This is a genomic window from Novosphingobium profundi (assembly GCF_018491765.1).
In the GTDB taxonomy this organism is placed as follows: domain Bacteria; phylum Pseudomonadota; class Alphaproteobacteria; order Sphingomonadales; family Sphingomonadaceae; genus Novosphingobium; species Novosphingobium profundi.
Genome location: NZ_JABWCU010000004.1, coordinates 1 through 22,916, shown reverse-complemented (window position 1 = coordinate 22,916; position 22,916 = coordinate 1). Strand labels below are relative to the sequence as shown.

Here is a 22,916-nt window from a genome sequence, read left to right as displayed (position 1 = left end):
GCGCCCCGCCCTCCCCTGACTTCCCGCAGCCAAGAATTTACCCCCAAGAGGGACGGAACTTATGAACGACCTGACCAAGTTCACGAACCAGATGGCCAAGCCCGAGACCTTCGATCAGATCCAGATCGGTCTCGCTTCGCCCGAGCGCATCCGCTCCTGGTCCTTCGGCGAAATCAAGAAGCCGGAAACCATCAACTACCGCACGTTCAAGCCCGAACGTGACGGCCTGTTCTGCGCGCGCATCTTCGGCCCCGTGAAGGACTACGAGTGCCTTTGCGGCAAGTACAAGCGCATGAAGTACAAGGGCGTCGTCTGCGAAAAGTGCGGCGTCGAAGTCACCGTGACCAAGGTGCGCCGCGAGCGCATGGGCCACATCGAGCTGGCCGCTCCGGTCGCGCACATCTGGTTCCTCAAGAGCCTCCCCTCGCGCATCGGCCTGCTGCTCGACATGCAGCTCAAGCAGCTTGAGCGCGTCCTCTACTTCGAAAGCTACATCGTCATCGAGCCGGGCCTGACCCCGCTCGAGAAGTACCAGCTGCTCACCGAAGACGAGATGCTCGACGCCCAGGACGAGTATGGCGAAGACGCCTTCTCGGCCGGCATCGGCGCCGAGGCCGTCAAGCAGATGCTGATGGAGCTCGACCTCGAGCAGGAGCGCGCGGACCTTCTCCAGGAGCTCGAGACGACCAAGTCGGAACTCAAGCCCAAGAAGATCATCAAGCGCCTCAAGGTGGTCGAATCGTTCATCGATTCGGGCAACCGTCCCGAGTGGATGATCCTTGAAGTCGTCCCGGTCATTCCGCCCGAACTGCGCCCGCTGGTGCCGCTCGACGGTGGCCGCTTCGCGACCTCGGACCTCAACGACCTCTACCGCCGCGTCATCAACCGCAACAACCGCCTCAAGCGCCTGATCGAGCTGCGCGCGCCCGACATCATCGTGCGCAACGAAAAGCGCATGCTGCAGGAATCAGTCGACGCCCTGTTCGACAACGGCCGCCGCGGCCGCGTCATCACGGGTGCCAACAAGCGTCCGCTCAAGTCGCTGTCCGACATGCTCAAGGGCAAGCAGGGCCGCTTCCGCCAGAACCTTCTGGGCAAGCGCGTCGACTACTCGGGCCGTTCCGTCATCGTGACCGGTCCCGAGCTCAAGCTGCACCAGTGCGGTCTTCCCAAGAAGATGGCACTCGAGCTGTTCAAGCCGTTCATCTACGCCCGCCTCGACGCCAAGGGTCTCTCGATGACCCTCAAGCAGGCCAAGAAGTGGGTCGAGAAGGAGCGCAAGGAAGTCTGGGACATCCTCGACGAAGTCATTCGCGAGCACCCGGTCATGCTGAACCGCGCGCCCACGCTTCACCGTCTGGGCATCCAGGCCTTCGAGCCGGTCCTCATCGAGGGCAAGGCGATCCAGCTGCACCCGCTCGTCTGCTCGGCCTTCAACGCCGACTTCGACGGTGACCAGATGGCCGTCCACGTGCCCCTTTCGCTGGAAGCCCAGCTCGAAGCGCGCGTGCTGATGATGTCGACCAACAACATCCTCTCGCCCGCCAACGGCAAGCCGATCATCGTGCCTTCGCAGGACATGGTGCTGGGCCTGTACTACCTGTCGATGGACCGCACGGGTGAGCCGGGCGAAGGCATGAAGTTCGCCGACATGGCCGAAGTCCACCAGGCGCTCGAGATCGGTGCGGTGACGCTGCACTCGAAGATCGAGGCCCGCGTGCCGCAGACCGACGAGAACGGTCAGCAGTACATGAAGCGCTTCGAGACGACGCCGGGCCGCATGCTCATCGGCGAGTGCCTCCCCAAGAGCCACACCGTGCCCTTCGACGTGGTCAACAAGCTCTTGACCAAGAAGGACATCGGCGAGGTCATCGACCAGGTCTACCGTCACACCGGCCAGAAGGACACGGTCCTGTTCGCCGACGCGATCATGTCGCTCGGCTTCAAGAACGCGTGCAAGGCCGGCATCTCCTTCGGCATGGACGACATGATCATCCCCGCCCAGAAGGACCCGCTGGTCAACGAGACCAAGGAACTGGTTGCCGATTACGAGCAGCAGTACCAGGACGGCCTCATCACCCAGCAGGAAAAGTACAACAAGGTGATCGATGCCTGGAGCCGTTGCGGTGACCAGGTGGCGAACGCCATGATGGAAGAGCTGAAGGCCCAGCCGATCGATCCCGAGACGGGCCGCATGGCCCAGATCAACTCGATCTACATGATGAGCCACTCCGGTGCGCGTGGTAGCCCGGCGCAGATGAAGCAGCTGGGCGGCATGCGCGGCCTCATGGCCAAGCCGTCGGGCGAGATCATCGAAACGCCGATCATCTCGAACTTCAAGGAAGGTCTGACCGTTCTTGAATACTTCAACTCGACCCACGGCGCCCGCAAGGGTCTGGCCGATACCGCGCTCAAGACGGCGAACTCGGGTTACCTGACCCGCCGTCTCGTCGACGTCTCGCAGGACTGCGTCGTCATCATCGACGATTGCGGCACCGAGCGTGCGCTCGAAATGCGCGCGATCGTCCAGGGCGGTTCGGTCATCGCCTCGCTTGCCGAGCGTATCCTGGGCCGTACCTTGGCCGAAGACATCGCCGCCAAGGATGGCACGATCGTCGCCGCCAAGGGCCAGCTCCTCGACGAAGCCGCCGTTGCCGCGATCGAGGCCACCGGCACCCAGTCGGCGCGCATCCGCTCGCCGCTGGTCTGCGAGGCCGAACAGGGCGTCTGCGCCAAGTGCTACGGGCGTGACCTTGCCCGCGGTACCCCGGTCAACATCGGCGAGGCCGTCGGCGTCATCGCCGCACAGTCGATCGGTGAACCGGGCACGCAGCTCACCATGCGTACCTTCCACATTGGTGGTGCGGCCCAGCTGAACGAAACCAGCCACCTGGAATCGATCTGCGAGGGTACCGTCCACTACCGTGACATCCCGACCATCACCGACAAGCGCGGTCGCAAGCTCTCGCTCGCCCGCAACGGTGAAGTCGTGGTCATGGACACCGAAGGCCGCGAGCGCGCCATGCACCGCGTGCCCTACGGTACCGTGCTTCTCCACGAGGACGGCGCCAAGGTGGCCGAAGGCGAACGCCTGGCCGAGTGGGACCCGTTCACGCTTCCGATCATCACGGAAACCTCGGGTATCATCAAGTACCAGGACCTCATCGACAGCCGCACGCTGACCGAGCAGGTCGACGATGCGACCGGCATGACCAGCCGCGTCGTCACCGAGGACCGCTCGACGAGCCGTTCGAAGAAGAAGGAGGACCTGCGTCCGCGCATCACCCTTCTCGACGACAACTCGGGCGAAGCCGCGCGCTACATGCTGGCGCCCGGTGCCACGCTCTCGGTCGAGGATGGCCAGATGGTCGAAGCGGGCGACATCATCGCCCGTGCCAGCCGCGAAGCCGCCAAGACCCGCGACATCACCGGTGGTCTGCCGCGCGTTGCCGAACTGTTCGAGGCCCGCAAGCCGAAGGACAACTCGATCATCGCCAAGGTCTCGGGTCGCATCGAGTTCGTTCGCGACTACAAGGCCAAGCGCAAGATCGCGATCATCCCGGAAGAGGGCGAACCGGTAGAATACCTGATCCCCAAGAGCCGCGTGATCGACGTGCAGGAAGGCGACTACGTCAAGAAGGGCGACAACCTGATCTCGGGTTCGCCTGACCCGCACGACATTCTGGAAGTTCTCGGCGTGGAGGCTCTGGCCGAATACCTCGTCGCGGAAATCCAGGAAGTCTATCGCTTGCAGGGCGTGAAGATCAACGACAAGCACATCGAGGTGATCGTTCGCCAGATGCTGCAGAAGGTCGAGATCACCGCGGGTGGCGACACCACGCTGCTTCCGGGCGAACAGGTCGACTACGAGGAAATGAACGAGATCAACGGCAAGCTGAAGCCGGGCCAGCAGCCCGCCGAAGGCAAGCCGGTGCTGCTGGGCATCACCAAGGCCTCGCTGCAGACCCGTTCGTTCATCTCGGCAGCCTCCTTCCAGGAAACCACCCGCGTGCTCACGCAGGCGGCCGTGGAAGGCAAGAAGGACTCGCTGATCGGCCTGAAGGAAAACGTCATCGTCGGCCGTCTCATCCCCGCCGGTACCGGCGCGGGCATGAACCGGGTGCGCGTGGCGGCCTCCAGCCGCGACGCCGCGCTGCGCGCCTCCTACCGCCGCATGCAGGACGCGCTCGTCGCGGCCGACAGCGCGGCGCAGGAGCACGAAGCCGAGCTCAAGCGTGATCCGCTCGACGACCTGGGCGATTCGCCGCTGGCCGCGGTCGAGGGTGAAACCCACGGCACCGACGCCGATGCCGGCGATTACCTGATCAAGGGCGACGAGGGCGAGACCGAGGCCTGAGGCCTCTCCCCTCTCCCGCCTAAAGGCACATGAAAGGCCCCGTCGGAGCGATCCGGCGGGGCCTTTCCCTTGCTGAAAGCAAGGCGGGGGGTTCGTTCAAATTAAGCTGCGATGAACTCTTCTCACCGCAGCCTGGGATCAGACCTTGGCGAACTTGAGGATGTCGGCGATCGTGGCGATCTGCCCGTTGGGACCAGGCTTCACGTCGATTCCATTCTCGCTGACGGCGCCATCGTGGAAATTGTTGAGATAGCTGTTCAGGTCGTCGCGGATCATGCCCACGATCGTCTCGCACACGATGCGGCTGCCCACTTCGCCGAGGCGCTCGCCATCCTGCTGCACCACCGCCTCGCGCAGCACGTAATACCACAAGGGGCTGCGATGGTGGAAATGCCCGGCCTTCAGCGCATCGACAATCCCCGCGTCCTCGCCCGTCAGGATCTCGTTGGGGGTGAGGAAGGTGACCCCGAAGGCATCGGCCATGGCCTGCCCGGTCGGGATCGAGAGGTTCTTGCCGCGCAGCAGGTTCGAGCGCGCGAGATGCCCCAGCACCGGATCCCCCATGCGCGCCGAGAACGGCAAGGTGCCCAGCCCCTTGGCGATCTTGGTGTCGATCTTGCGCGCGAACTGCACGTTGGGGCCGCTGCCCGAGAAGAAACTCCAGTCGATCGCGTAGAGCTCCTTCAATTGCGGCTGCCCGCTGGCATCGGGCTCGAAGAAGCGGTCGTTCGCCGCCTTGTCGGGCGAGGCGAAGTCGAGCAGGTCCATGATCGATTCGATCGGCGCGGCCGCGTTCGAACGATAGGACGGACGGATCATCGAATGCGCGAAGCGAAACGCCGCGACCGAGAACTCGAGCGGCATGAACGCCTTGCTGCGCCCCGCGCCCGAGCCGAAGAAGCGCGGGCCGTTGGCCAGCGTGTCGCGCAGGACATAAGGATCGCAGACCGTGGTCAGCCAATCGTTGACCACCACGTACTGGAAGGCCCAGCGGCATAGCTGGCGCGCGCGGATGTAGTTCTCCACGTCGTGCCCGAAGTTCTGCGCCGCCTTCACCTCGTTGAAGAAGCGCAGCATCGCGAACTGCAGCTGGCTGAGATTGAGGTTCTCGTCGTTGCGCGCATCGGGGATCAGGGCCGCGCGGCGATCCCCCCGGATCACGTCGCGTCGCGCGCCGTGCTCGTAGAGGTGCATGTCCAGCGAGGACGTGTAGAGCACTTGCGACTGCGAGCTCGCTGGGCTCGCCCCGCCCCACCCGGCCAGCCCGGGCGCCTCGCCGAAGACGGCGTCGAGATCGAGCTGGGGCCGGCGCCCGTTGCGCAAGTTGGCCGTCACCAGCGCAGGATCGAGCCTCGAGACCGGATCGCCGTTGCCGATCCGCGTGACACTGCCTTCGCGATCGGTGCGCGCGGTCAGGTCATGGTCGATGAACTGGCCGAAATAGGTAAACACCGCCGGATTGCCCGACGCGAAGGCATCGGGCGGTGCGGCGGGAAGTTCGTCGTCCGCCATCGCCGTGCCCAGGTTGACCAGCGCCGCAGTGCAGGCCTCGGAATCCGGGAGCAGGCACCCCTTCGAATTGGCAGCCTCGGGAAAGAGGTAGTCGAATTGCGTGGCGAAAAGGATCTCTCCGTCATCCTCTACCCCGTTGATGTGGCTTATGCGCTTGAACATGTCTTCGCCTCCAAGATCGGAGCGCGGCTCTTGACCGTCGCCCCTCGAGTCTATGAAAGCAACCCGGCGAGGAGCGACTTTTAGAGCACGAAGGGCGCAACGCAATCGTTCGTCAATTCATGACAGGACATTTAATATTACACTTTTTGTGTAATACGATGATCAATTTAGAAACAATTCCAACACAACAAGGAGATCACGGCACGATCGTCATGCGATTGCCGTCGACCTTCACCGAGGACAGGCGCGTAAGGAACGACTGGCCGAGCAGCGAGACCTCAAGCCCCTCGGGAATGATCGCCGCGTCCACGTCGCGCGCCACGAAGCCATCGAGGTCCAGTTCGGACAGGCGTACCGGGACCCCGCGCACGGTGCCGCTCGCCCCCTTTCCGATCACGCGCACGTCGTCCTCGCTCCAGTCGAGGCCGGCCGCGCGGGCATCCGCCGCGGTCAGCGCGACGATACTGGCCCCGGTATCGACGAGGAAATGCGTGGAACTGCCCTCGACGTCGGCATCGAGGTAGAACTGGCCATCTCCGGCGCGCTCGACCAGCGTCGCCCCGGCCAGCCAGGCCTGCTTGCGCGCGGCCTGATCGTCGCGTGCGGCGGCCTCGGCGCGCCCCCTTGCGGGCATCACTTTGTTCTTGCCCGACCCACTCGTGAGATCGGGGGCGAGCCAGCCGACGACAGCCGCGGTGGCCAGTAGCAGGATGACGGGTCCAAGGCGCATCGCCACAGCCTAGCCGCCGGACACTTCCTTCGGGTTAATACGGGGCGGGCCGTAGCCATGGTGGAGGCCGGTTCCCCCCAGCGCGGCCATCAGCCCGACGACGAAGCTGTCGAACGCCATGAGCCCCCAGACGCGCGGCATCGACTGCCCAAGGGCCAGGTGGTGGTTCGCCTCGTGGACATACTGCAAGGCGATCCACGCGGGCCCGGCGTAAAGCGCGATCCGCAGCGCCTTGCCCCAGCCGCGCCGGTAGGCCTCGCGAAGGCCGAGCGAAGCATCGCCCAGCGCGCCTGCCACCATCAGCACGAGGCCCGGCAGGCTGACCAGAGCCATGATCGCCCCCAGCGCCACGTTCGCTCCGGGTGCGAGCGGACTACCCAGTGCCTGGGCGAGGACGCCGGGGAGCGAACACAGCACCTGCACCAGCAGCCCCAGCGCCAGCGGGCGCCAGGCGATCCCGGCGAGGCTCCAGCCCGGCACGCCGCGTTCGCGGTTCGCCCAGAACCGCGCGACGAAGAGCACCGCGAGCGAGAGGCCGAGGAGCTTGATCGAACCGGCACTCGTGCGCAGCGCATCCATCTGGTGCGCGCGAAAACCTTGCAGGTCGGCGAACAGGCCGAGGCGAATCTCGATCGCGTGCTGCGCGAATTCGGGCACGATTGCGAGGAACGGCGCGAAGGGCGCGAGCGCAAAGACCCGCAGGCCGTCGCGCAAGTTGAGCAGGAACCCGCGAAATTCGCGCAGCAGCGCGCTCATTCGGCGGCGGCGGCCTCGGCAAGCTTCGCGGCTTCCTCGGCGGCCTCGATCTCGGCGGCCTTCGCCTCGACCAGCGTGACGATGTGGTCGAGCATGTCAGCGTCCTGCACGGTGTGGTCGGTCACGCCCGAAAGGTAGACCATGTGCTTGCCATTGCCACCGCCGGTCAGGCCGATGTCGGTCTCGCGCGCTTCGCCCGGGCCGTTGACCACGCAACCCAGCACCGAAAGCGAGAGCGGGGTCTTGATGTGCTGCAGGCGCGCCTCAAGCGCCTCCACCGTGCGGATGACGTCGAAGCCCTGCCGCGCGCACGAGGGGCACGAGACGACGCGCACGCCGCGGGTGCGCAGGCCAAGCGCCTTCAGCATCTCGAAGCCCACGCGCACTTCCTCCTCGGGCTCGGCCGAGAGCGAGACGCGCAAGGTGTCGCCGATGCCCGCCCAGAGCAAATTGCCCATGCCGATCGAGCTCTTCACGGTGCCGCCGATCAACCCGCCCGCCTCGGTGATGCCAAGGTGCAGCGGACAGTCGACCGCGTCGGCCAGGCCCTGGTAGGCGGCCACCGCAAGGAACACGTCGGAGGCCTTCACCGCCACCTTGAACTCGTGAAAGTCGTGGTCCTGGAGCAGCTTGATGTGATCGAGCGCCGATTCGACCAGCGCCTCGGGGCAAGGCTCGCCGTACTTCTCGAGCAAGTCCTTCTCCAGGCTCCCGGCGTTGACCCCGATGCGGATCGCACAGCCGTTGGCCTTGGCCGCGCGGACCACTTCGGCGACGCGCTCGTCCGAACCGATGTTGCCCGGGTTGATGCGCAGGCACGCCGCACCCGCATCGGCTGCCTCGAGCGCGCGCTTGTAGTGAAAATGGATGTCCGCAATCAGCGGCACCGTGGACGCGCGGGCGATTTCCCGGAACGCTGCGGTGCTTTCCACATCGGGGCACGAGACGCGGATGAGGTCCGCACCCGCCTCCTCGCAGCGGCGGATCTGCTCGATCGTCGCCTTCGCGTCGGACGTGGGGGTGTTGGTCATGGTCTGCACCGTGATCGGGGCATCGCCACCGACGGGCACGCTGCCGACCATGATCTGGCGGCTCTTGCGGCGCTCGATCGTGCGCCAGGGTCGAATGGAAGACATGGCACGCGCTATAGCCCCTTGGCGTGACGGATTGAAGCACCTTTCCAGCGCAATTTGCACGCCCGGACCGCCATTGCCTTTGAACCCCTGTCCATTTCGGGCATTCACCCTTGCATGATCGACATCCGCCCCAACGACCCGACCGACGATACCGACAGCCTCACCCCCATGATCTTCGGGCGCGTGCTCGACGGCCAGGGCGGGGCGCGCCCGGTCACCTGGGAGGAGGCGCAGGAATGGCGGCCGGGGCGCCCCGGCGAGATGCTCTGGGTCCACTTGTGCCGCAACCGGCCCGGCGTCGCCGAATGGCTGGACGAGGGCCTGGGCCTCCCCGAACCCACCGTCGAACTGCTCACCAGCGAGGACACCCGCCCGCGCGCCTTCCGCGAAGGCCATGCCCTCGTCGCCACGCTGCGCGGCATCAACTTCAACCCCGGCGCCGAGCCCGAGGACATGGTCTCGTTCCAGGTCTGGTGCGACGGGCGGCGGCTCGTCACCTTGCGCCGCCGCCCGCTCCAGACGCCGCGCGCGGTGATGGGCGAGCTCGACCGGGGCTCCGGCCCGGTCGATGCGGGCGGGCTGATCACGCTTCTCGTCGAACACATGATCGCGCGCATGAACCGCTCGATCATCGACATGAACGAGGTGATCGACCAGCTCGAAGAGGCCGACCCCGACGAGGACGCGGCCATGATGCTGGACAAGATCGCCACGATCCGCCGCAATTGCCTGGGCCTGAAACGCCACATGGCCCCCCAGCACGAGGCGCTCGAGCGCATCAGCCGCGAGGCGCCCGAATGGTTCGAAACCCACGACCGGCGCGAGATCGCCGAGACCATCGACCGCTTGCGCCGCTATCTCGACGACATCGACATCAGCAAGGAAAGCGCGGTGGTGCTGCAGGACGACTTGCGCGCCCGCGCCGCCGCACGCGCCGACCGTACGAGCTACATGCTCACCATCGTCGCGGCGATCTTCCTGCCGCTGACCTTCGTCACCGGGCTCCTGGGCATCAACGTCGCGGGTATCCCCGGCTCGCACGACCCATTCGCGTTCTGGCTGGTGGTCGTGCTGTGCGCGGCGATCCTGGCGGTGCAGCTGGTGATGTTCTGGCGCTGGAAATGGTTCTGAGCGCGCGTCAGAGCATCGCTGCGAAGAGGAATTCCTCGTCGCGCTTCGCGCCGACCATGAAGAAGATGTCGCCCACTTTCTCGAAGCCGTAGCGCTGGTAGAACTTCTGCGCCCCGGGGTTCTCGCTGTAGACCGAGAGCTGGACCTCGTCCGCCCCCTCGACCCGCGCCTTGGCCAGAGCCCAGTTCATCAGCTTCGCGCCGATCCCCCGGCCGGTGGCCTCGGGATCGGTGTAGAGCTGCTTGAGTTCGATGGCCTTGCGGCCGCGCGCATGGTCGGGCCAGCCGCAGGCGAGCTTGAGCTTGCAATAGCCGAGCAGGCGCTCGCCCTCGCAGGCCAGCAGGATCGGCATGGCCGGATTGGCGATCTCGGCCGCAACGTTGGCCTCGCCATGCGACCCGGCGAGGAAATCGGCGAGATCCTCGGGTCGGTAGAGATGCCCGAACTTGGCCACGAACGAGCGCGCGCCGAGATCGGCAAGCGCGGCGGCGTCCTCGGGCAGGGCTTCGCGAAGGTCCATTACAGCTCCAGGGTCATGCAGATCGAGAAATCGTCGAGCACGTAGTCGGCAAAAGGTGGGCATTCGACGAAGCCGTACGCGCGATAAAGGCGGTGCGCGGGATGAAACGCTTCAGGCCGCCCGGTTTCCAGACTGACCCGGGCGTAACCGCGCGCGCGCGCCTCGGCCAGGAGGCACTCGAGGATCGCGCGCCCCGCACCCTTGCCGCGATAGCCGGGCGCGGCGCGCATCGACTTGAGTTCGCCGTGCCCGGCGTCGAGGTGCTTGATCGCCCCGCAGGCCGCGAGGACTTCGCCATCCCAGGCCGAGAAGAAGGTCACGTCGGCCTGGCGCAGGCGCTCTGCGGGCATCGCGTGGACGCTTTCAGGGGGCGACCAGCGGTGCATCTCGTCGAGGTGAAACTGGAGAAGCTCCAGGATCGCCGGCGCGGTCAGGTCGTCGCGGCGCAGGGTGTATGGCGTGTTCACCGGCTTTCCTCGCTATGCTTGTCGGCCTTGCGCACGCCCATGCGCAGGGCGGCCTCGAGCCGCGCGCGAAGCTGGGTGTAATAGGCCTCGAGAAACGCACGCTCGTCGTTCCAGCCATCGTTGCGGCCGATCTTCTGCGCAATGGTCTGGTAGACCGGCTCGATCGCCTTCGCGCGCGTGTCGCGCAGCACGCGTTCGAGCGCCTGCAACTCGTATTCGCCGTAGACCGCCAGCTCCTCCTCGGTGAACTGGTAGCGCACGGTGCGCTCGCCGGAAGCCGCGGCGCGCCCCTTCTCGCCGCTTGCCACGGGCGCGGCTTCCTCGAGCGAAAGCGCCTTGGCCAGCTTGCGGCGCGGAGCCTGAAGGACCCAGCTTCCCGCGATGATGTCGCCCGCGCGAAGGCCATCGCGGTTGAACAGAGGGAAGAGCATGAAGATGAGGAACCAGCCGCAGGCCGCCAGCCAGCCGGCCGAACTCTCCACGCCCGCCGACGCCAGCAGGACGATCGGCAGGAACAGCTCGATGTCGCGCAGCAGGTTGCGCGCGATCACCATTTCCGCCGTCAGCCGTCCCCCGTCGCGCGCGGCAATGCGCAACCCGTTGATCCGCTTGCCCGGTGTCGCCCCGCGCGGACCCAGTTCGAAGAACAGGAAATAGGCGTTGCGAAAGAAGAACATAATGACGATCCACACGATCATCACGAACTGCAGCGCATAGCCTCCCGGCGTGCCACTGGTGATCGAGCGTTCGAGCGATGCCACGCCGCCCGCCACGAAGAGCAGGACCACCGAGATCACCGTGATCAGAAGGACGATGAACAGGAGATCGAGCAGCAGCGCGCCGAAGCGCGCGCCCCGGCTCGCGACGGCCATCGTCAGGGTCACCCCCTCGGGCGTCACCAGCGTGCGCTGGAGGCTCTGGGCGTCCCGGCGTGCCGCCTGGCGCTGACGCCTGCGCTCGCGCCGCGTCATGGCCGACCTCGCGTGGCGCCCTGGCGTTCGCGCCAGCCGCGCGTGCCGCGAAAGGCGAAGAAATAGGCGCACCAGAAGGCAAGCATGAAGCCGCCGATGGCGAACCGGCCGAGCGTGGTGTCGACCAGCTGGCGCGCGAAGCCCTCGAGCAGCGCGGCGACGACCAGCATCAGCACCACGCCGGTCATCACCACCGCCGCGCGCTGCCCGGCGGCGGCGGCGGAGCGCAGCACAGGCTGACGCCCGGGAAAGGCGAGCGCGCGCCCGATATGGAGCCCCGCTGCGCCCGAAAGAAGGATCGCGAAGAGCTCGGTCGTACCGTGGACCGCGATCCAGCCCGCGAAGTCGAGCGTCAGCCCGACCCCATGGTAGAGCCAGAGCATGGCCCCCAGCAGCGCCAGGTTCTGGACCAGCAGCAGCAGCGAGGGCACGCCGAAGGCGAAGCCCAGCGCGAAGGCAAGGATCGATACTTGCGCGTTGTTGCTGAAGAGCTGGGCGGCGAACACGCTCATCCCGCTCTGCCCGTCGTTGCCGAACAAGGTGCCATGAAGGACCGCGCGCGTCGCGCCGGGTACGCGCGCGCCGGCCATGTCGCGCGAGACAAGCGCGAAGTACCATTCGGGATCCTGCGCGACGAGCAGCCAGCCCGCCAGCGTCCCCGCCACCATGACCGCGAACGCCGCCGCAACGTCCACCCCGATCGCGCGCACCGCCGCGCTCCAGCCCCCGCACGCGAACCCGCGCAGCCAGTCCCACAGCGAGGTTCGCGGTCCGTAGACCACGAACCAGGCGCGCTGGACCAGGGTTTCGAGATAGGCCAGCGTGGCCGCGTCGAGCGAAGTCTCGCGCGCGATCGACAGGCTCGAGGCGACCGTGCGGTAGAGCCCGGGCAAGGCGAGCAGCTCCTCGTCGGTAAGCTTGCGCAGGCGCCCCTTCTCCATCTTGCGCACGATCGCCTCGAGGCGTTGCCAGTCGGCCTCGCGTTCGAGGCGGAAGCGGTCGGAGCGCAAGGCGGCGGTTTCGATCGCGCCGGCAGGTGGCAGGGCTTCGCTCATCCGATCGCTCCGGCACGCTTGATCGCGAGATAGGCGTCGATCAGACGCGGCCCGATCGCCTCGTAGGGCGCCTCGATGACGTCGACCCCCATCTGCTGCAGGCGTTTCAGGACAAGCGCCCGCTCGCGCAGCAGGAGGTCCGCCGCGACCGCCTCGGAAAGCCCCTGGAGCGTTTCGGGCATCTGGTCGGACAACGTGTCGAGCTCGTCGTCGACAAGCGTCACGAACAGCACGACGTGGCGCGCAAGCAGGCGCCCCACGCTCTCGATCATCAGCTGCGCGCTGGTGAGATCGGTGAAGTCGGAGAAGATCACGATCAGCGAACGGCGCTGGAGCTGGCCCGACAAGGTGGCGAGCGCCAGCGTGAAGTTGGGCTCCTGCGCGCGATACTCGAGGCCCGCCGCGGCGCGTTGCAGGCGGTGGAACGCACCCGAACCGGCGATGAAGGGGGTGCGCACCTCGGGCCGGGCCGCAAAGCCGAACAGCGCAACGCGGTCCCCGCCCTTGAGCGCGACGTAGGAGGTCGCGAGCGCCGCCGAGACCGCGCGGTCGAGCCGGGGCATGCCGCGGACCGGCTCGCACATCGCCTGCCCGCAGTCGAAGGCGAAGACGATCTGGTTGTTGCGCTCGGTTTCGTTTTCCTTGGCGTAGAGATGGACGTGGCGGGCCGAGGCCTTCCAGTCGATCCGGCGCCGGTCCATGCCGGGCTGGTATTCGGCAAGCGCCTCGAACTGGGTCCCCTCGCCGCGCATGCGCCGGGCGATGAGGCCGAACTGCGCGTCCTTGAGGAACGTCTGCAGGGCGGGCGAGCGCACCGCCGCGACATTGGGCCAGATGCGCAAGGGATGATCGAGCACGCCGGTGAACTGGCGCGCGCCAAGGCCCAGCGGCCCGGTCCAGCGCAGCCACACACCGCCCACCAGCGCCGTCCCGCGCCGCGCGGGCACGAGCCGGGTGGCGCCGCTCCACGCGCCGCCCTTGCGGACAAGCGCGATATCGCAGCGCCCACCTGCCGCCAGGCGCGGATCGCAGGCCAGTGCCAGCTCCATGCGCGCCGCACGCCCCCGCGCCACCGTGACCTCGGCTGCAACCGCGATCGCCTCGCCCACTTCGCCGTCGTCGGGCAGCCTGAGCGCGATCGGCCCCAGGCGCCCGGCAAGGTGCGCGTCCAGGAACACCAGCGCCAGGACGACGAGCCCGGCGAGCGGGGCCACCAGCCAGGCCTCGGGCCGCGCCGCGCCGATCACGAGCGCTACGGGGGCCGCCAGCGCCAACACCAGCGCCGCGCGCGAGGTCGGCACGAGCGGCGTGGTGCGCCCTTCGGGCACCTGCCAGCGCCCGGGTGCCCCAGCCTCGGGGGCCTCGAACGCAGAGGTCTCGCCCACGAAGGTCACCGGCGCGCCCATCGCCTCAGCGCGGCGCCTCGGTCTGCTCGACCAGTTCGGCGACCAGCGCCTCGATCGGCTTGCCCTCGATCTCGGCGGCGGGGCTGAGCAGGAGGCGGTGGCGCAACACCGAGGCGGCGAGCGCCTTCACGTCGTCGGGCACGACATAGGAACGCCCCTCGAGCGCGGCGCGCGCGCGGGCGCCGCCGGCCAGCAGCACCGCCGCGCGCGGGCTCGCCCCGCTGGCCAGGTCGGCGCTCTCGCGCGTCGCGCGCACCAGCCGCACGATGTAGTCGGTCACCTCGTCGGCGAGCGTCACGCCGCGTACCGCCTCGGCCGCCGCGTCGAGCTGCGCGGGCAAGGCCACCGCCGCGATGCCGAGCTGCGCCGGTGTCACCGCGCCGCGATTTTCGCCGAAGCGCGCGACGATGCGACGCTCTTCCTCGATCGAGGGGTAGTCGACGAGCTGCTTGAACAGGAAGCGGTCGAGCTGCGCCTCGGGCAGCGGGTAGACGCCCTGGCTCTCGATCGGGTTCTGTGTCGCCACCACCATGAAGTGGCCGGGCAGCGCGTGGCGTTCGCCATCGAGCGTGACGCGCCGCTCCTGCATCGCCTCGAGCAGCGCCGCCTGGGTCTTGGGCGGGGTGCGGTTGATCTCGTCGGCGAGCAGCAGGTCGCAGAAGATCGGCCCGCGCGTCAGCGTGAACTGGCTGGTCTGGAAGTTGAACAGGTTCGAGCCCAGGATGTCGCCCGGCATGAGGTCGGGGGTGAACTGGATGCGCCCAAAGTCGAGCCCCAGCGTCGCTGCGAAGCACTGCGCGAGAAAGGTCTTGGCGGTCCCGGGAGGGCCTTCGAGCAGGACGTGCCCGCGCGCCAGCAGCGCGATCAGCAGATGCTCCACGGTCTCGGTCTGGCCGACCACCGCCTTGCCGATCTCGGCGCGGATCGCGCCCGCCAGCGCGGCGACGTCGCCCAGCGACATGACTGTTTCCTGCGGGGCCTGTTCGTAGCTCACGGTATCACTCGTCATCGCTTCAATGTCCTTTCGAGCGCGTGCAGATCACGCGCCGCCTTCAGGATGGCATGGGGTGTCGCCGCGCCGCGCAGCCGGGCGGACACCGTGGAAAACGGTTCGCGCGCCCCGGCGCGCGCGGCAAGCGCACGGTCGATCGCAGCTTCGGCGGCGGCCACGTCGAGCCCGCGCGGAAGGGCCAGCGCCTTGACCAGCCGCTCGCGGGCACGGTCGGCATAAGGGCCGCGCAGCAGGTGGAAGCGGCGCGAGCGGGTGATGAGGCCTGCCGAGTTGGCGACCAGGGCCTGCTTGCCGAAAGCAATCGCACGTTCGGGCGCGGCGGAGGGGCCAAAGCGCACGAAGGCGCGCCAGCCGACCAATGCGGCGGCCAGGAGCAGGCACAATGTCACGCCCAGGAATGGCGGGGTCACCGCCAGCGTCAACAGGTTCCTCGCCCGCCCGAAGCCGTTGAGCGTCAGGTCGAAGACGACCGGGTCGCCCTTCTCCACTTCGAGGCGCGGGATCAGCGCGTCGAGCAACTGCGCCGCGTGGCGGTCCGCCATCGCGTAGTTGTCGAGGAGGTCGGGTTCAAACACCAGGACCAGCGGGTAGAGATCCTTGTCGCGGACGGGACCCTCGCGCGCGACCTGGGCGGCGTCTTCCAGATCGGGGTAGGTCCCGCCATCGTCGACGAACGCAGCCAGGATCCGCCCTTCGTCGTCCCGCACGAGCGGGACCAGCCGGTCCCCCTTGCCCCACGCAACGACGCCCTTTGCCGCATCCTTGCCGGGCAGATATCCCGAGAGGCCAAGTCCACTCCAGCCTACGCGGCGTCCCCCGTCACGGCTGCCACTACGCGCGACACCGGCAGCGACATCGTCGAGAAATCCCTTCCATTCAGGCGGCCGCGCGGAGACGAGGTTGACCCAGCCGCGCTTGGCGCCCTTGTCGACCTGGGCCTGGGTCGCGGGCGAGACCGACCACTTGGGCAGGAGAACCAGTGTCGCCCCGTCGTAGCGGTGCGCCGAGACGATCCGGTCGATCTCCTTGCCGTCGGCGTCGGGCGGCGGCGACAGCACGAGCAGGCCCTGCGGGTTGAGATCGGCGGCGTTGCGCGCCTTGCCAATGTCGTAGCCGCGCCGGCCGAGGTACTCGACCATTGCGGCATAGCCGTTGAGCCCCTGCCCCGCGGCATGGGCCTGGCCGTCGTTGGCCGACTGGAAGCCCGTGCCCGTGCCGATCATCCACAAGAGGGCCGCGAAAAGCAGCCCGCCGGTCAGCACCACGCCGATCACCGCGCGGCGCGAGAAGGGATTGCCGGTATCGCCGGTCGTCACGACGTTCATGCCCCGCGCCCCCCGATCGCGCCCGCGTCGCCTACGGGGAAATGCAGCGCGGCGAATTCGGCGTAGGCGCCGCGCGCCGCCTGCCAGTCCTCCTGATCGAGATCGCGCAAGGCGAAGAGGCTGCGCTCGACCCGCTCGGCGATGACCGCGAAGGCGCGGCGACCGGCCTCGGGCAAGGCGGGCAGCACCGCGATCTCGCGCGCGGTGGAAGCCGGGTGCAGCCAGTCGGGGCGCTGATCGGAAATCCGGCGCACGCTACGCCGCAAAAGCAGGTGGGTGGCCTCGCCATAACGGCCCTCAGCGGCCAGCCGGTCGGCCTCGGACAGGAGCGCCTCGGCCTCGGCGCGGCTCGGCGCCCAAGGGGCCTCCTCGTCGCGCGATCGGCCGCGCCCGCGGTTCATCCACAAGGGCTCCACCACGCGCCAGATCACGTAAAGCGCAAGGAATACCGCGAACGCAATCAGCACCCATTGGAACACCGGCCAGGACAGGCCGAGCAGACGTCCGAGCGGCGCGAAGATCGCCTCGAGCAGGCGGCCCAGCACCTGGAGCCATTCGGGCACTTGCGGATCGGGCGGCGCAAGGCGGGGGAGCGGTTCGAACTGGATCTGCGTCGAGGCGCGCACGGCGGACCAATCGCCCGCCGCCCCTTGCGCTGCGGTTTGACCCGCGATCTGACCCGCTCCGACCGTCACCGCGCCTGCTTGGCATGCGCGCCCGGCCGGTGCAAGCCGTCCCGGCTCAAAGCATTTCGAAACGCATGGAAAATAAGCCAGACTTAGCCGCCCAGGTCATTGGGGACGCCCGGAAGATTCACCTCTGCCCGCGCCGAGCGGCGGCGCGGCTGATCGCTTGGTCGATCGCCCAAGCGATCAGCCGCGCGAACGCGCCAGACGATAAGTCCCAAGCGGGCGCACGTACTTGCAGTGGAAAGCCAGCTCCTGCATCGCGCGGTCGACGCGCGCCTCGCCCGGAGCGCCTTCGATGTCCACGTAAAACTTCGAGGCCGCGAAGCTGGCGCCGGTCTGGTAGCTCTCGAGCTTGGTCATGTTGACCCCGTTCGTCGCGAAACCGCCCAATGCCTTGTAGAGCGCTGCGGGCACGTTGTTCACCTCGAAGATGAAGGTGGTCATCGTCTTCTGGTCCTTCAACGTGAAGGGGTCGAGCGGCTCGCGCGCGAGCACGACGAAGCGCGTGGTGTTGTCGTCGGCATCCTCGACGTTGTCCTCGACGATACGCAGGTCATAGAGCTCGGCGGCGAGCTTGGGCGCGATCGCCGCGAGCGTGGGATCGCCCAGCTCGCGCACGTAGGCCGCGGCGCCTGCCGTATCGGCGTAAGCCATCGGCACCATGCCCTTTTCGCGCAAGTAGCGGCGCGACTGGCCGAGCGCCTGGGGATGACTGTAGGCTGCGGCGAAGGGCCCCTCGCCCAGAGCCATGAGCGCGTGGTTGATCGCCAGGAAGTGCTCCCCCACGATCGACAACCCGCTTTCGGGCAGCAGGAAATGGATGTCCGCCACGCGCCCGTGCTGCGAATTCTCGATCGGGATGATCGCCCGCGCGGCCCGGCCTTCGCGCACCGCGTCGAGCGCGTCCTCGAAGGCGAAGCAGGGCAGCGGCAGGCAATCGGGATCGTACTCGAGCGCGGCACGGTGCGAATTGCAGCCCGGCGCTCCCTGGAAGGCGACGGCGCGCGCAGGCTCTGCGGCCGCGGCGGACGTCATCGAGGAAACCTGTGCGAGGGCGGGCTGGGGATAGGAACTCATGGTGCGCGCGCGTTTAGGCGGGATTGGGCCCCGGCGCAACGCAAACCGGCCAGCGGCCTGGTCGATCCACGACGGCGGCAAATGCGCAATCGGTCTTGCACTCAAAGCCCCGGAACACTAGAGCCCGATGCTATATAGAGCAAAATCACGTTTACAGGTGGGGGCATTGCGAGGGGCTTTGTGAATGGATAATCGCTTCAATACCATAGCCGGTTGGGTTCTGGGTGCCGGAATCGTCGGCCTTGGCCTGACCATCGTCAGCTCGATGTACTTCGGTGCCGACAAGCACCACCGTCCCGAAACCATGGGCTACGCCATCGCCGGCGTCGAAACCGAATCCGCCGATTCGGGCGAAGTGCCCTTCGCCACCTTGCTGGCGAGCGCCGATCCCGCCAAGGGCGAGGCGGTCTTCGCCAAGTGCAAGTCGTGCCACACCATCGATGCGGGTGGTCCCAACGGGATCGGTCCGAACCTCCACGGCGTGGTGGGCGAAGGCATCGGCGTGGGCGCGGGCGGCTTTGCCTTCTCCGACGCACTCAAGGGCGTGGGCGGACAGTGGACGTTCGACAAGCTCAACGAATGGCTGACCAGCCCGAAGGCCTTCGCGCCCGGGACCAAGATGACCTTCGCGGGCCTGCCCAAGCCGGAAGACCGCGCCAACCTTATCGCCTGGCTCAACACCCAGGGCTCCAACCTGCCCCTGCCCGCCGCCGAAGCGGCCGCACCTGCGGCCGACGCCCCGGCGGACGAGGCTTCCGCCCCGGCCGAGGGTGACGCCGATGCGGCTCCCGCCCCTGAAGGCGAAGCCGCGCAGTAACGCGCCAAGGCAATGAAATCCGGCTCTCCGGAGCCGGTTGAAAACGGTCCGCGAACGTCACCGAGTCGTTCGCGGACCGTTTTCGTCTCTTCGACCCGGAACCTCGCGGACAGCCCCTAGCCCTTGAAGCCCTTGGCGATCACGTACCATTCCGAGGAGTCCTTGCGGCTCGCCGGAGGCTTGGCGTGCTTGACCGAGGTGAAATGGCTCTTGAGCAGCGCGAGAAGCTGCGTGTCGGTGCCGCCGGCCAGGACCTTGGCGACGAAGGCGCCGCCGGGCGCCAGCGTCTGGATCGCGAAATCGGCCGCGGTCTCGACCAGCCCCATCGTGCGCAAGTGGTCGGTCTGCTTGTGCCCGACGGTGTTGGCCGCCATGTCCGAAAGCACGAGGTCGGGCGCGCCGTCGAGGGCCTGCTCGAGCGCGGCAGGCGCCTCGTCGGCCATGAAGTCCATCTGGAAGATGGTCACCCCCTCGATCGGGTCGGTGGGCAGGAGGTCGATGCCGACGACGGCCGCCTTGGGGCACTTGAGGCGCAGCACCTGGCTCCAGCCACCCGGCGCGATGCCGAGGTCGACCGCGCGCTGCACGCCCTTGAGCAAGTCGAACTTCTCGTCGAGCTCGATCAGCTTGTAGGCCGCGCGGCTACGGTAGCCGTCGGCCTTGGCCTTCTTGACGTAAGGATCGTTGAGCTGGCGCGTCAGCCAGCGCGCCGAACTCGTCGTCCGCTTCTTGGCGGTCTTGAGGCGCTCGCCCGGATCGCGTCCCGAACGGCTCATTTGCCTGCCTGCGCGTGCTTCATCGCGTCCCTTTCCGATGTTCCCGAAGGCGCGAAGGACGGCCGCGCTCCGTGTGAGGATATCAGGCTGCGCAGGATTCCCTCGCGAATGCCCCTGTCCGCCACCCCCAGCCTTTGCGCGGGCCACAAGTCAAGGATCGATTCGAGGATGGCGCATCCGGCGACCACGAGGTCCGCGCGCTCCTTGCCGATGCAGTTGAGCTCGCGCCGGTCCTCGATCGCCATCGTGGAGAGCCGCGTGCTGATGTCGCGCATCGAGCTGGCCGGCACGATCAGGCCGTCGACCATGCGCCGGTCGTACTGCGGCAATTCGAGGTGGAGGCTGGCCAGGGTGGTGACCGTCCCGCTCGTTCCCAGGAGGCGCAAGGGGCCGTTGTGCCCGGCGCTGTCGCGCGCACCGGCTATGCGCTGCGCAAACCCTGCGAAACTCTCGCTGACGAGGCTGTGCATGTGCCGGTAGCGCGCGAGGCGCTCGACCTCACCGGCCCCTTCCGGACCCACACTTTCGGTCAGCGAAACCACCCCCCAGGGCACGCTCTGCCAATCGAGGATACGCGGCACCGTCCCGGTGCTCTCGATCAAAACGAGTTCGGTGGAGCCGCCGCCGATGTCGAAGATCATCGCCGGGCCCATGCCCTGCTCGAGGAGCACGTGGCAGCCCAGCACGGCAAGCCGCGCCTCTTCGCGCGCGCTGATGATGTCGAGCGCAATGCCCGTCTCCTCGCGCACGCGCTCGATGAATTCCGCCCCGTTCTCGGCGCGCCGGCAGGCCTCGGTCGCCACCGAACGGGCAAGGTAGACGTTGCGGCGCATGAGCTTCTCGGCGCAGATCCGCAGCGCGGCCAGCGTACGGTCCATCGCCTCCTGCGAGAGGCGTCCGGACTGCGCGAGCCCTTCGCCCAGCCGCACCACGCGGCTGAAGGCGTCGATCACGGTGAAATGCTGCCCGGATGGGCGCGCGATCAGCAGGCGGCAATTGTTGGTTCCGAGATCGATCGCGGCATAGGACTGGCGGCCCAGCGGCTCGCCCGTTCCCGGCGCGAAGGGCGCCTTGGTCGCCGGCTTGGGGAGAGCTTCGGGCCCAGGCGCGTCTGGGCGATCCGCCGCGCGCGCTCCCGCGCCCTCGCGCGGGGGCATCTCCCTGTTCCCGCCACGTGGCGACCCACGGCGCGGTTCGTCTCCGCGCCGACGCGCGTTCGTGCGGCCGGAGCCATCGACCGCATCGGTCTTTCGTACATCTCTTTCGCGCGGCACTGCGCCTGCCTCGGACACGGGCGCCCCATCGGGCGCTCCCTTGGTCCTGGCTGTCCCCTTGACGGGCCTGGAAGACTTCCCCTTCCGACCCTTGCGCCGCCTCGAAGAGCGGCGCGAGACATTGACTTTCGCGGCCGGCGGATCGTGCTCCGCCATATTCACCAAATCTCGTTCAAATCTTCCCACCCAAGCGGTGGGCACCTGAAGCGATGCTAACCGCCCGCGCGCAAAGGAGCAAGCCCGGCGCAAATTCCCCCCTTGACCCGAATCACGATGCCCACTAGAGGGCGCGTCTCCAATGATGCCCCGTCGTCTAATGGTAAGACTACGGATTCTGATTCCGTCTATCGAGGTTCGAATCCTCGCGGGGCATCCAACACTTTATCCCTTGACACCAAACCTTGCCCGGAGTGACACGAAGTCTGCCCGCAAGTGGTCTTGGGTTAAATCTTCGCCAGCCATCAGCTAGACGCGAAGCACCCCTCAACAACATTCAAGCGGCTCCGGAAAGGCAGCTTTTGAACCGAAATCTCGGATTGCAGACCTTCGTTCCTGATTGCGGTAATGACGGCAGTCCACCCATCTGAGCTGCTGGTCGATCTGGTCAGCAAGGGAAAGCGGACGAGCCGCTCCCTGGCGCGCCAGATCGGCCCTTGAACGACCAACTAGGGCGCTTGGCCGCCTTGCCATATGGAGCTAGCTTCTCCGCGTGGTTCAAACGCAGGAGTTAAGAAGTGAAATTGCGGCAGGCTTTCTGGCGGTTCGCGCATAAGCGATATCAGATACGGAAGCCCCGTCGCGCTTGGGAAATCATAGCAATCCTCTGGGCAGGGTTACTGGTGTTTTCACATTCAATCGCGCTAATCATGGATTTTGATCGCAATTGGCATTCAATCCCAATTTGGCTTTTGATCGACGGCTTGCCAATCGCGTTTGCCATTCTTCATCGACGGATTAGGCTGGAGCGATCAAAAGGAACGGACGCTCTTTACCGCAAGCTCCTTTCGACAGGATTTTAAGATCCGCCCATCTGGTTGGGCGCCAGTCAGGTTTTACCGCCGGTTGGTAACGGCACTTTTCCAGAGCAGACGGTCGACTGCCTGGCGTGCCAAATCGATCCTCGAATGACTGACAAGGGCGCGTTCACGCCCTGTTGCGGAGGGGCGTCCAGAATGCGAAATGCTACATCATGACAGTCTTCGCTCGCGCAATGGAAATTTTGCTCGTCTGCCTGTGGTTGGTAGGCGTTGGCGCTTGGATATATTCGGCGCGCTACTTTCTCCCAATGTGGGCCGAAAAATTTCGAGCGAACCCAAAGCACAGTGGCTATCCGCGTAAAGCGATAACGGGCGTAATGGTCTTTCTGGCCGCCGTGGTTTGCGCGTTTGCTGTTGGTGGACTGGCAGAACTTGATGGAGGTTGGAACTGAGGCACTTTGGCCCGTTCTGCCAGTGTCATTGGGCAACACCTAAAGCGGACAGGCCGCAGCCGATATCATCCAAATGCCAGCTAAGCGTCCTGCATGGGCGCCTGGCCGACCTACGCGCCTTGAAGTTTGGTCGGGAGGCCAGCACACCAGCTCCATGAGGCCGGGCGCATGGCGGAATTTCGGCTCGCGCCCCATTGCGGACGTTCCCGAAGGCCGCCATCCTTGGTGCAATCGGCGCGATGTTTGGGGAGTGTGATCAGTGAGTGCAGACGCGAAGAACTCAGTCATGCTCCTCATGCACGTCGGCTTTTGGG

At 66.9% G+C, this 22,916-nt stretch carries 18 protein-coding genes and 1 tRNA gene; 4 read left to right on the top strand and 15 right to left on the bottom strand.

Annotated features, from left to right (window positions below; all coding sequences use genetic code 11):
* Nucleotides 1-61: 61 nt before the first annotated feature.
* Nucleotides 62-4,357, top strand: coding sequence for a DNA-directed RNA polymerase subunit beta' (gene rpoC / locus HT136_RS04755; protein WP_214198428.1), 4,296 nt, complete (start codon nt 62-64; stop codon nt 4,355-4,357).
* Nucleotides 4,358-4,495: 138 nt separating this feature from the next.
* Here the strand turns inward: rpoC and HT136_RS04750 are convergent, their stop codons facing one another.
* The 4 genes from HT136_RS04750 to ispG form a co-directional block, all read right to left on the bottom strand.
* Nucleotides 4,496-6,031: a peroxidase family protein gene (locus HT136_RS04750; protein ID WP_214198427.1), complete on the bottom strand. Its 1,536-nt coding sequence runs from the start codon at nt 6,029-6,031 to the stop codon at nt 4,496-4,498.
* A 196-nt stretch (nt 6,032-6,227) separates the two neighbouring features.
* Entirely contained in the window at nt 6,228-6,761 is a 534-nt protein-coding gene (locus tag HT136_RS04745; RefSeq protein ID WP_214198426.1) for a retropepsin-like aspartic protease family protein, read from the bottom strand.
* 9 nt (nt 6,762-6,770) lie between these two features.
* Complete coding sequence (locus HT136_RS04740; protein WP_214198425.1) at nt 6,771-7,517, bottom strand: hypothetical protein; 747 nt, start codon at nt 7,515-7,517, stop codon at nt 6,771-6,773.
* On the bottom strand, nt 7,514-8,653 hold the full coding sequence (gene ispG / locus HT136_RS04735; protein ID WP_214198424.1) for a flavodoxin-dependent (E)-4-hydroxy-3-methylbut-2-enyl-diphosphate synthase: 1,140 nt from the start codon (nt 8,651-8,653) through the stop codon (nt 7,514-7,516). Before ispG ends, HT136_RS04740 begins: the two co-directional genes overlap by 4 nt.
* Before the next feature lie 114 nt (nt 8,654-8,767).
* Between ispG and HT136_RS04730 the strand changes: the two genes are divergently transcribed.
* Nucleotides 8,768-9,784 (top strand): zinc transporter ZntB, encoded by a 1,017-nt coding sequence (locus tag HT136_RS04730; RefSeq protein WP_214198423.1) that lies wholly within the window; start codon nt 8,768-8,770, stop codon nt 9,782-9,784.
* Nucleotides 9,785-9,791: 7 nt separating this feature from the next.
* Here the strand turns inward: HT136_RS04730 and HT136_RS04725 are convergent, their stop codons facing one another.
* The 9 genes from HT136_RS04725 to HT136_RS04685 all read right to left on the bottom strand — a co-directional run bounded on the left by HT136_RS04725 (nt 9,792) and on the right by HT136_RS04685 (nt 18,306).
* Nucleotides 9,792-10,304, bottom strand: coding sequence for a GNAT family N-acetyltransferase (locus HT136_RS04725; protein WP_214198422.1), 513 nt, complete (start codon nt 10,302-10,304; stop codon nt 9,792-9,794).
* A complete protein-coding gene (locus HT136_RS04720; protein ID WP_425516877.1) occupies nt 10,304-10,771 on the bottom strand; it encodes a GNAT family N-acetyltransferase in 468 nt (155 codons plus the stop codon). Before HT136_RS04720 ends, HT136_RS04725 begins: the two co-directional genes overlap by 1 nt.
* Nucleotides 10,768-11,742, bottom strand: a complete 975-nt coding sequence (locus HT136_RS04715; protein ID WP_214198421.1) for an RDD family protein — start codon at nt 11,740-11,742, stop codon at nt 10,768-10,770. Before HT136_RS04715 ends, HT136_RS04720 begins: the two co-directional genes overlap by 4 nt.
* Nucleotides 11,739-12,797 (bottom strand): stage II sporulation protein M, encoded by a 1,059-nt coding sequence (locus HT136_RS04710; protein WP_214198420.1) that lies wholly within the window; start codon nt 12,795-12,797, stop codon nt 11,739-11,741. Before HT136_RS04710 ends, HT136_RS04715 begins: the two co-directional genes overlap by 4 nt.
* Nucleotides 12,794-14,203 carry a DUF58 domain-containing protein gene (locus HT136_RS04705; RefSeq protein ID WP_214198419.1) on the bottom strand — a complete coding sequence of 470 codons (1,410 nt, stop codon included), beginning with the start codon at nt 14,201-14,203 and terminating at the stop codon, nt 12,794-12,796. Before HT136_RS04705 ends, HT136_RS04710 begins: the two co-directional genes overlap by 4 nt.
* Nucleotides 14,204-14,207: 4 nt before the next feature.
* Nucleotides 14,208-15,164: an AAA family ATPase gene (locus tag HT136_RS04700; protein WP_214198531.1), complete on the bottom strand. Its 957-nt coding sequence runs from the start codon at nt 15,162-15,164 to the stop codon at nt 14,208-14,210.
* A 44-nt stretch (nt 15,165-15,208) separates the two neighbouring features.
* On the bottom strand, nt 15,209-16,540 hold the full coding sequence (locus HT136_RS04695) for a DUF4350 domain-containing protein (protein WP_214198418.1): 1,332 nt from the start codon (nt 16,538-16,540) through the stop codon (nt 15,209-15,211).
* Nucleotides 16,537-17,235 carry a hypothetical protein gene (locus HT136_RS04690; protein WP_214198417.1) on the bottom strand — a complete coding sequence of 233 codons (699 nt, stop codon included), beginning with the start codon at nt 17,233-17,235 and terminating at the stop codon, nt 16,537-16,539. The genes HT136_RS04695 and HT136_RS04690 overlap by 4 nt, the downstream gene beginning before the upstream one ends.
* Before the next feature lie 177 nt (nt 17,236-17,412).
* On the bottom strand, nt 17,413-18,306 hold the full coding sequence (locus tag HT136_RS04685) for a prephenate dehydratase (RefSeq protein ID WP_214198416.1): 894 nt from the start codon (nt 18,304-18,306) through the stop codon (nt 17,413-17,415).
* A 184-nt stretch (nt 18,307-18,490) separates the two neighbouring features.
* Between HT136_RS04685 and HT136_RS04680 the strand changes: the two genes are divergently transcribed.
* A complete protein-coding gene (locus HT136_RS04680) occupies nt 18,491-19,123 on the top strand; it encodes a c-type cytochrome (protein ID WP_214198415.1) in 633 nt (210 codons plus the stop codon).
* Nucleotides 19,124-19,239: 116 nt separating this feature from the next.
* On the opposite strand, the gene HT136_RS04675 is transcribed toward HT136_RS04680, so the two are convergent.
* Together HT136_RS04675 and HT136_RS04670 are read right to left on the bottom strand one after the other, a co-directional pair.
* Complete coding sequence (locus tag HT136_RS04675) at nt 19,240-19,899, bottom strand: RlmE family RNA methyltransferase (protein ID WP_214198414.1); 660 nt, start codon at nt 19,897-19,899, stop codon at nt 19,240-19,242.
* Nucleotides 19,896-21,329, bottom strand: coding sequence for a Ppx/GppA phosphatase family protein (locus HT136_RS04670; RefSeq protein ID WP_214198530.1), 1,434 nt, complete (start codon nt 21,327-21,329; stop codon nt 19,896-19,898). Before HT136_RS04670 ends, HT136_RS04675 begins: the two co-directional genes overlap by 4 nt.
* Nucleotides 21,330-21,475: 146 nt before the next feature.
* Here HT136_RS04670 and HT136_RS04665 point away from each other — a divergent pair.
* Nucleotides 21,476-21,549, top strand: a tRNA-Gln gene (locus HT136_RS04665).
* Nucleotides 21,550-22,916 lie beyond the last annotated feature (1,367 nt).

Bases quoted from the DNA above. Each gene is read 5' to 3' on its own strand.
- ispG (WP_214198424.1), bottom strand. From the start codon at position 8,653: ATGTCTTCCATTCGACCCTGGCGCACGATCGAGCGCCGCAAGAGCCGC.
- HT136_RS04695 (WP_214198418.1), bottom strand. From the start codon at position 16,540: ATGAACGTCGTGACGACCGGCGATACCGGCAATCCCTTCTCGCGCCGC.
- HT136_RS04670 (WP_214198530.1), bottom strand. From the start codon at position 21,329: ATGGCGGAGCACGATCCGCCGGCCGCGAAAGTCAATGTCTCGCGCCGC.
- HT136_RS04745 (WP_214198426.1), bottom strand. From the start codon at position 6,761: ATGCGCCTTGGACCCGTCATCCTGCTACTGGCCACCGCGGCTGTCGTC.
- HT136_RS04730 (WP_214198423.1), top strand. From the start codon at position 8,768: ATGATCGACATCCGCCCCAACGACCCGACCGACGATACCGACAGCCTC.
- HT136_RS04700 (WP_214198531.1), bottom strand. From the start codon at position 15,164: ATGTCGCTGGGCGACGTCGCCGCGCTGGCGGGCGCGATCCGCGCCGAG.
- HT136_RS04710 (WP_214198420.1), bottom strand. From the start codon at position 12,797: ATGAGCGAAGCCCTGCCACCTGCCGGCGCGATCGAAACCGCCGCCTTG.
- HT136_RS04675 (WP_214198414.1), bottom strand. From the start codon at position 19,899: ATGAGCCGTTCGGGACGCGATCCGGGCGAGCGCCTCAAGACCGCCAAG.
- rpoC (WP_214198428.1), top strand. From the start codon at position 62: ATGAACGACCTGACCAAGTTCACGAACCAGATGGCCAAGCCCGAGACC.
- HT136_RS04685 (WP_214198416.1), bottom strand. From the start codon at position 18,306: ATGAGTTCCTATCCCCAGCCCGCCCTCGCACAGGTTTCCTCGATGACG.
- HT136_RS04725 (WP_214198422.1), bottom strand. From the start codon at position 10,304: ATGGACCTTCGCGAAGCCCTGCCCGAGGACGCCGCCGCGCTTGCCGAT.
- HT136_RS04680 (WP_214198415.1), top strand. From the start codon at position 18,491: ATGGATAATCGCTTCAATACCATAGCCGGTTGGGTTCTGGGTGCCGGA.
- HT136_RS04740 (WP_214198425.1), bottom strand. From the start codon at position 7,517: ATGAGCGCGCTGCTGCGCGAATTTCGCGGGTTCCTGCTCAACTTGCGC.
- HT136_RS04715 (WP_214198421.1), bottom strand. From the start codon at position 11,742: ATGACGCGGCGCGAGCGCAGGCGTCAGCGCCAGGCGGCACGCCGGGAC.
- HT136_RS04705 (WP_214198419.1), bottom strand. From the start codon at position 14,203: ATGGGCGCGCCGGTGACCTTCGTGGGCGAGACCTCTGCGTTCGAGGCC.
- HT136_RS04750 (WP_214198427.1), bottom strand. From the start codon at position 6,031: ATGTTCAAGCGCATAAGCCACATCAACGGGGTAGAGGATGACGGAGAG.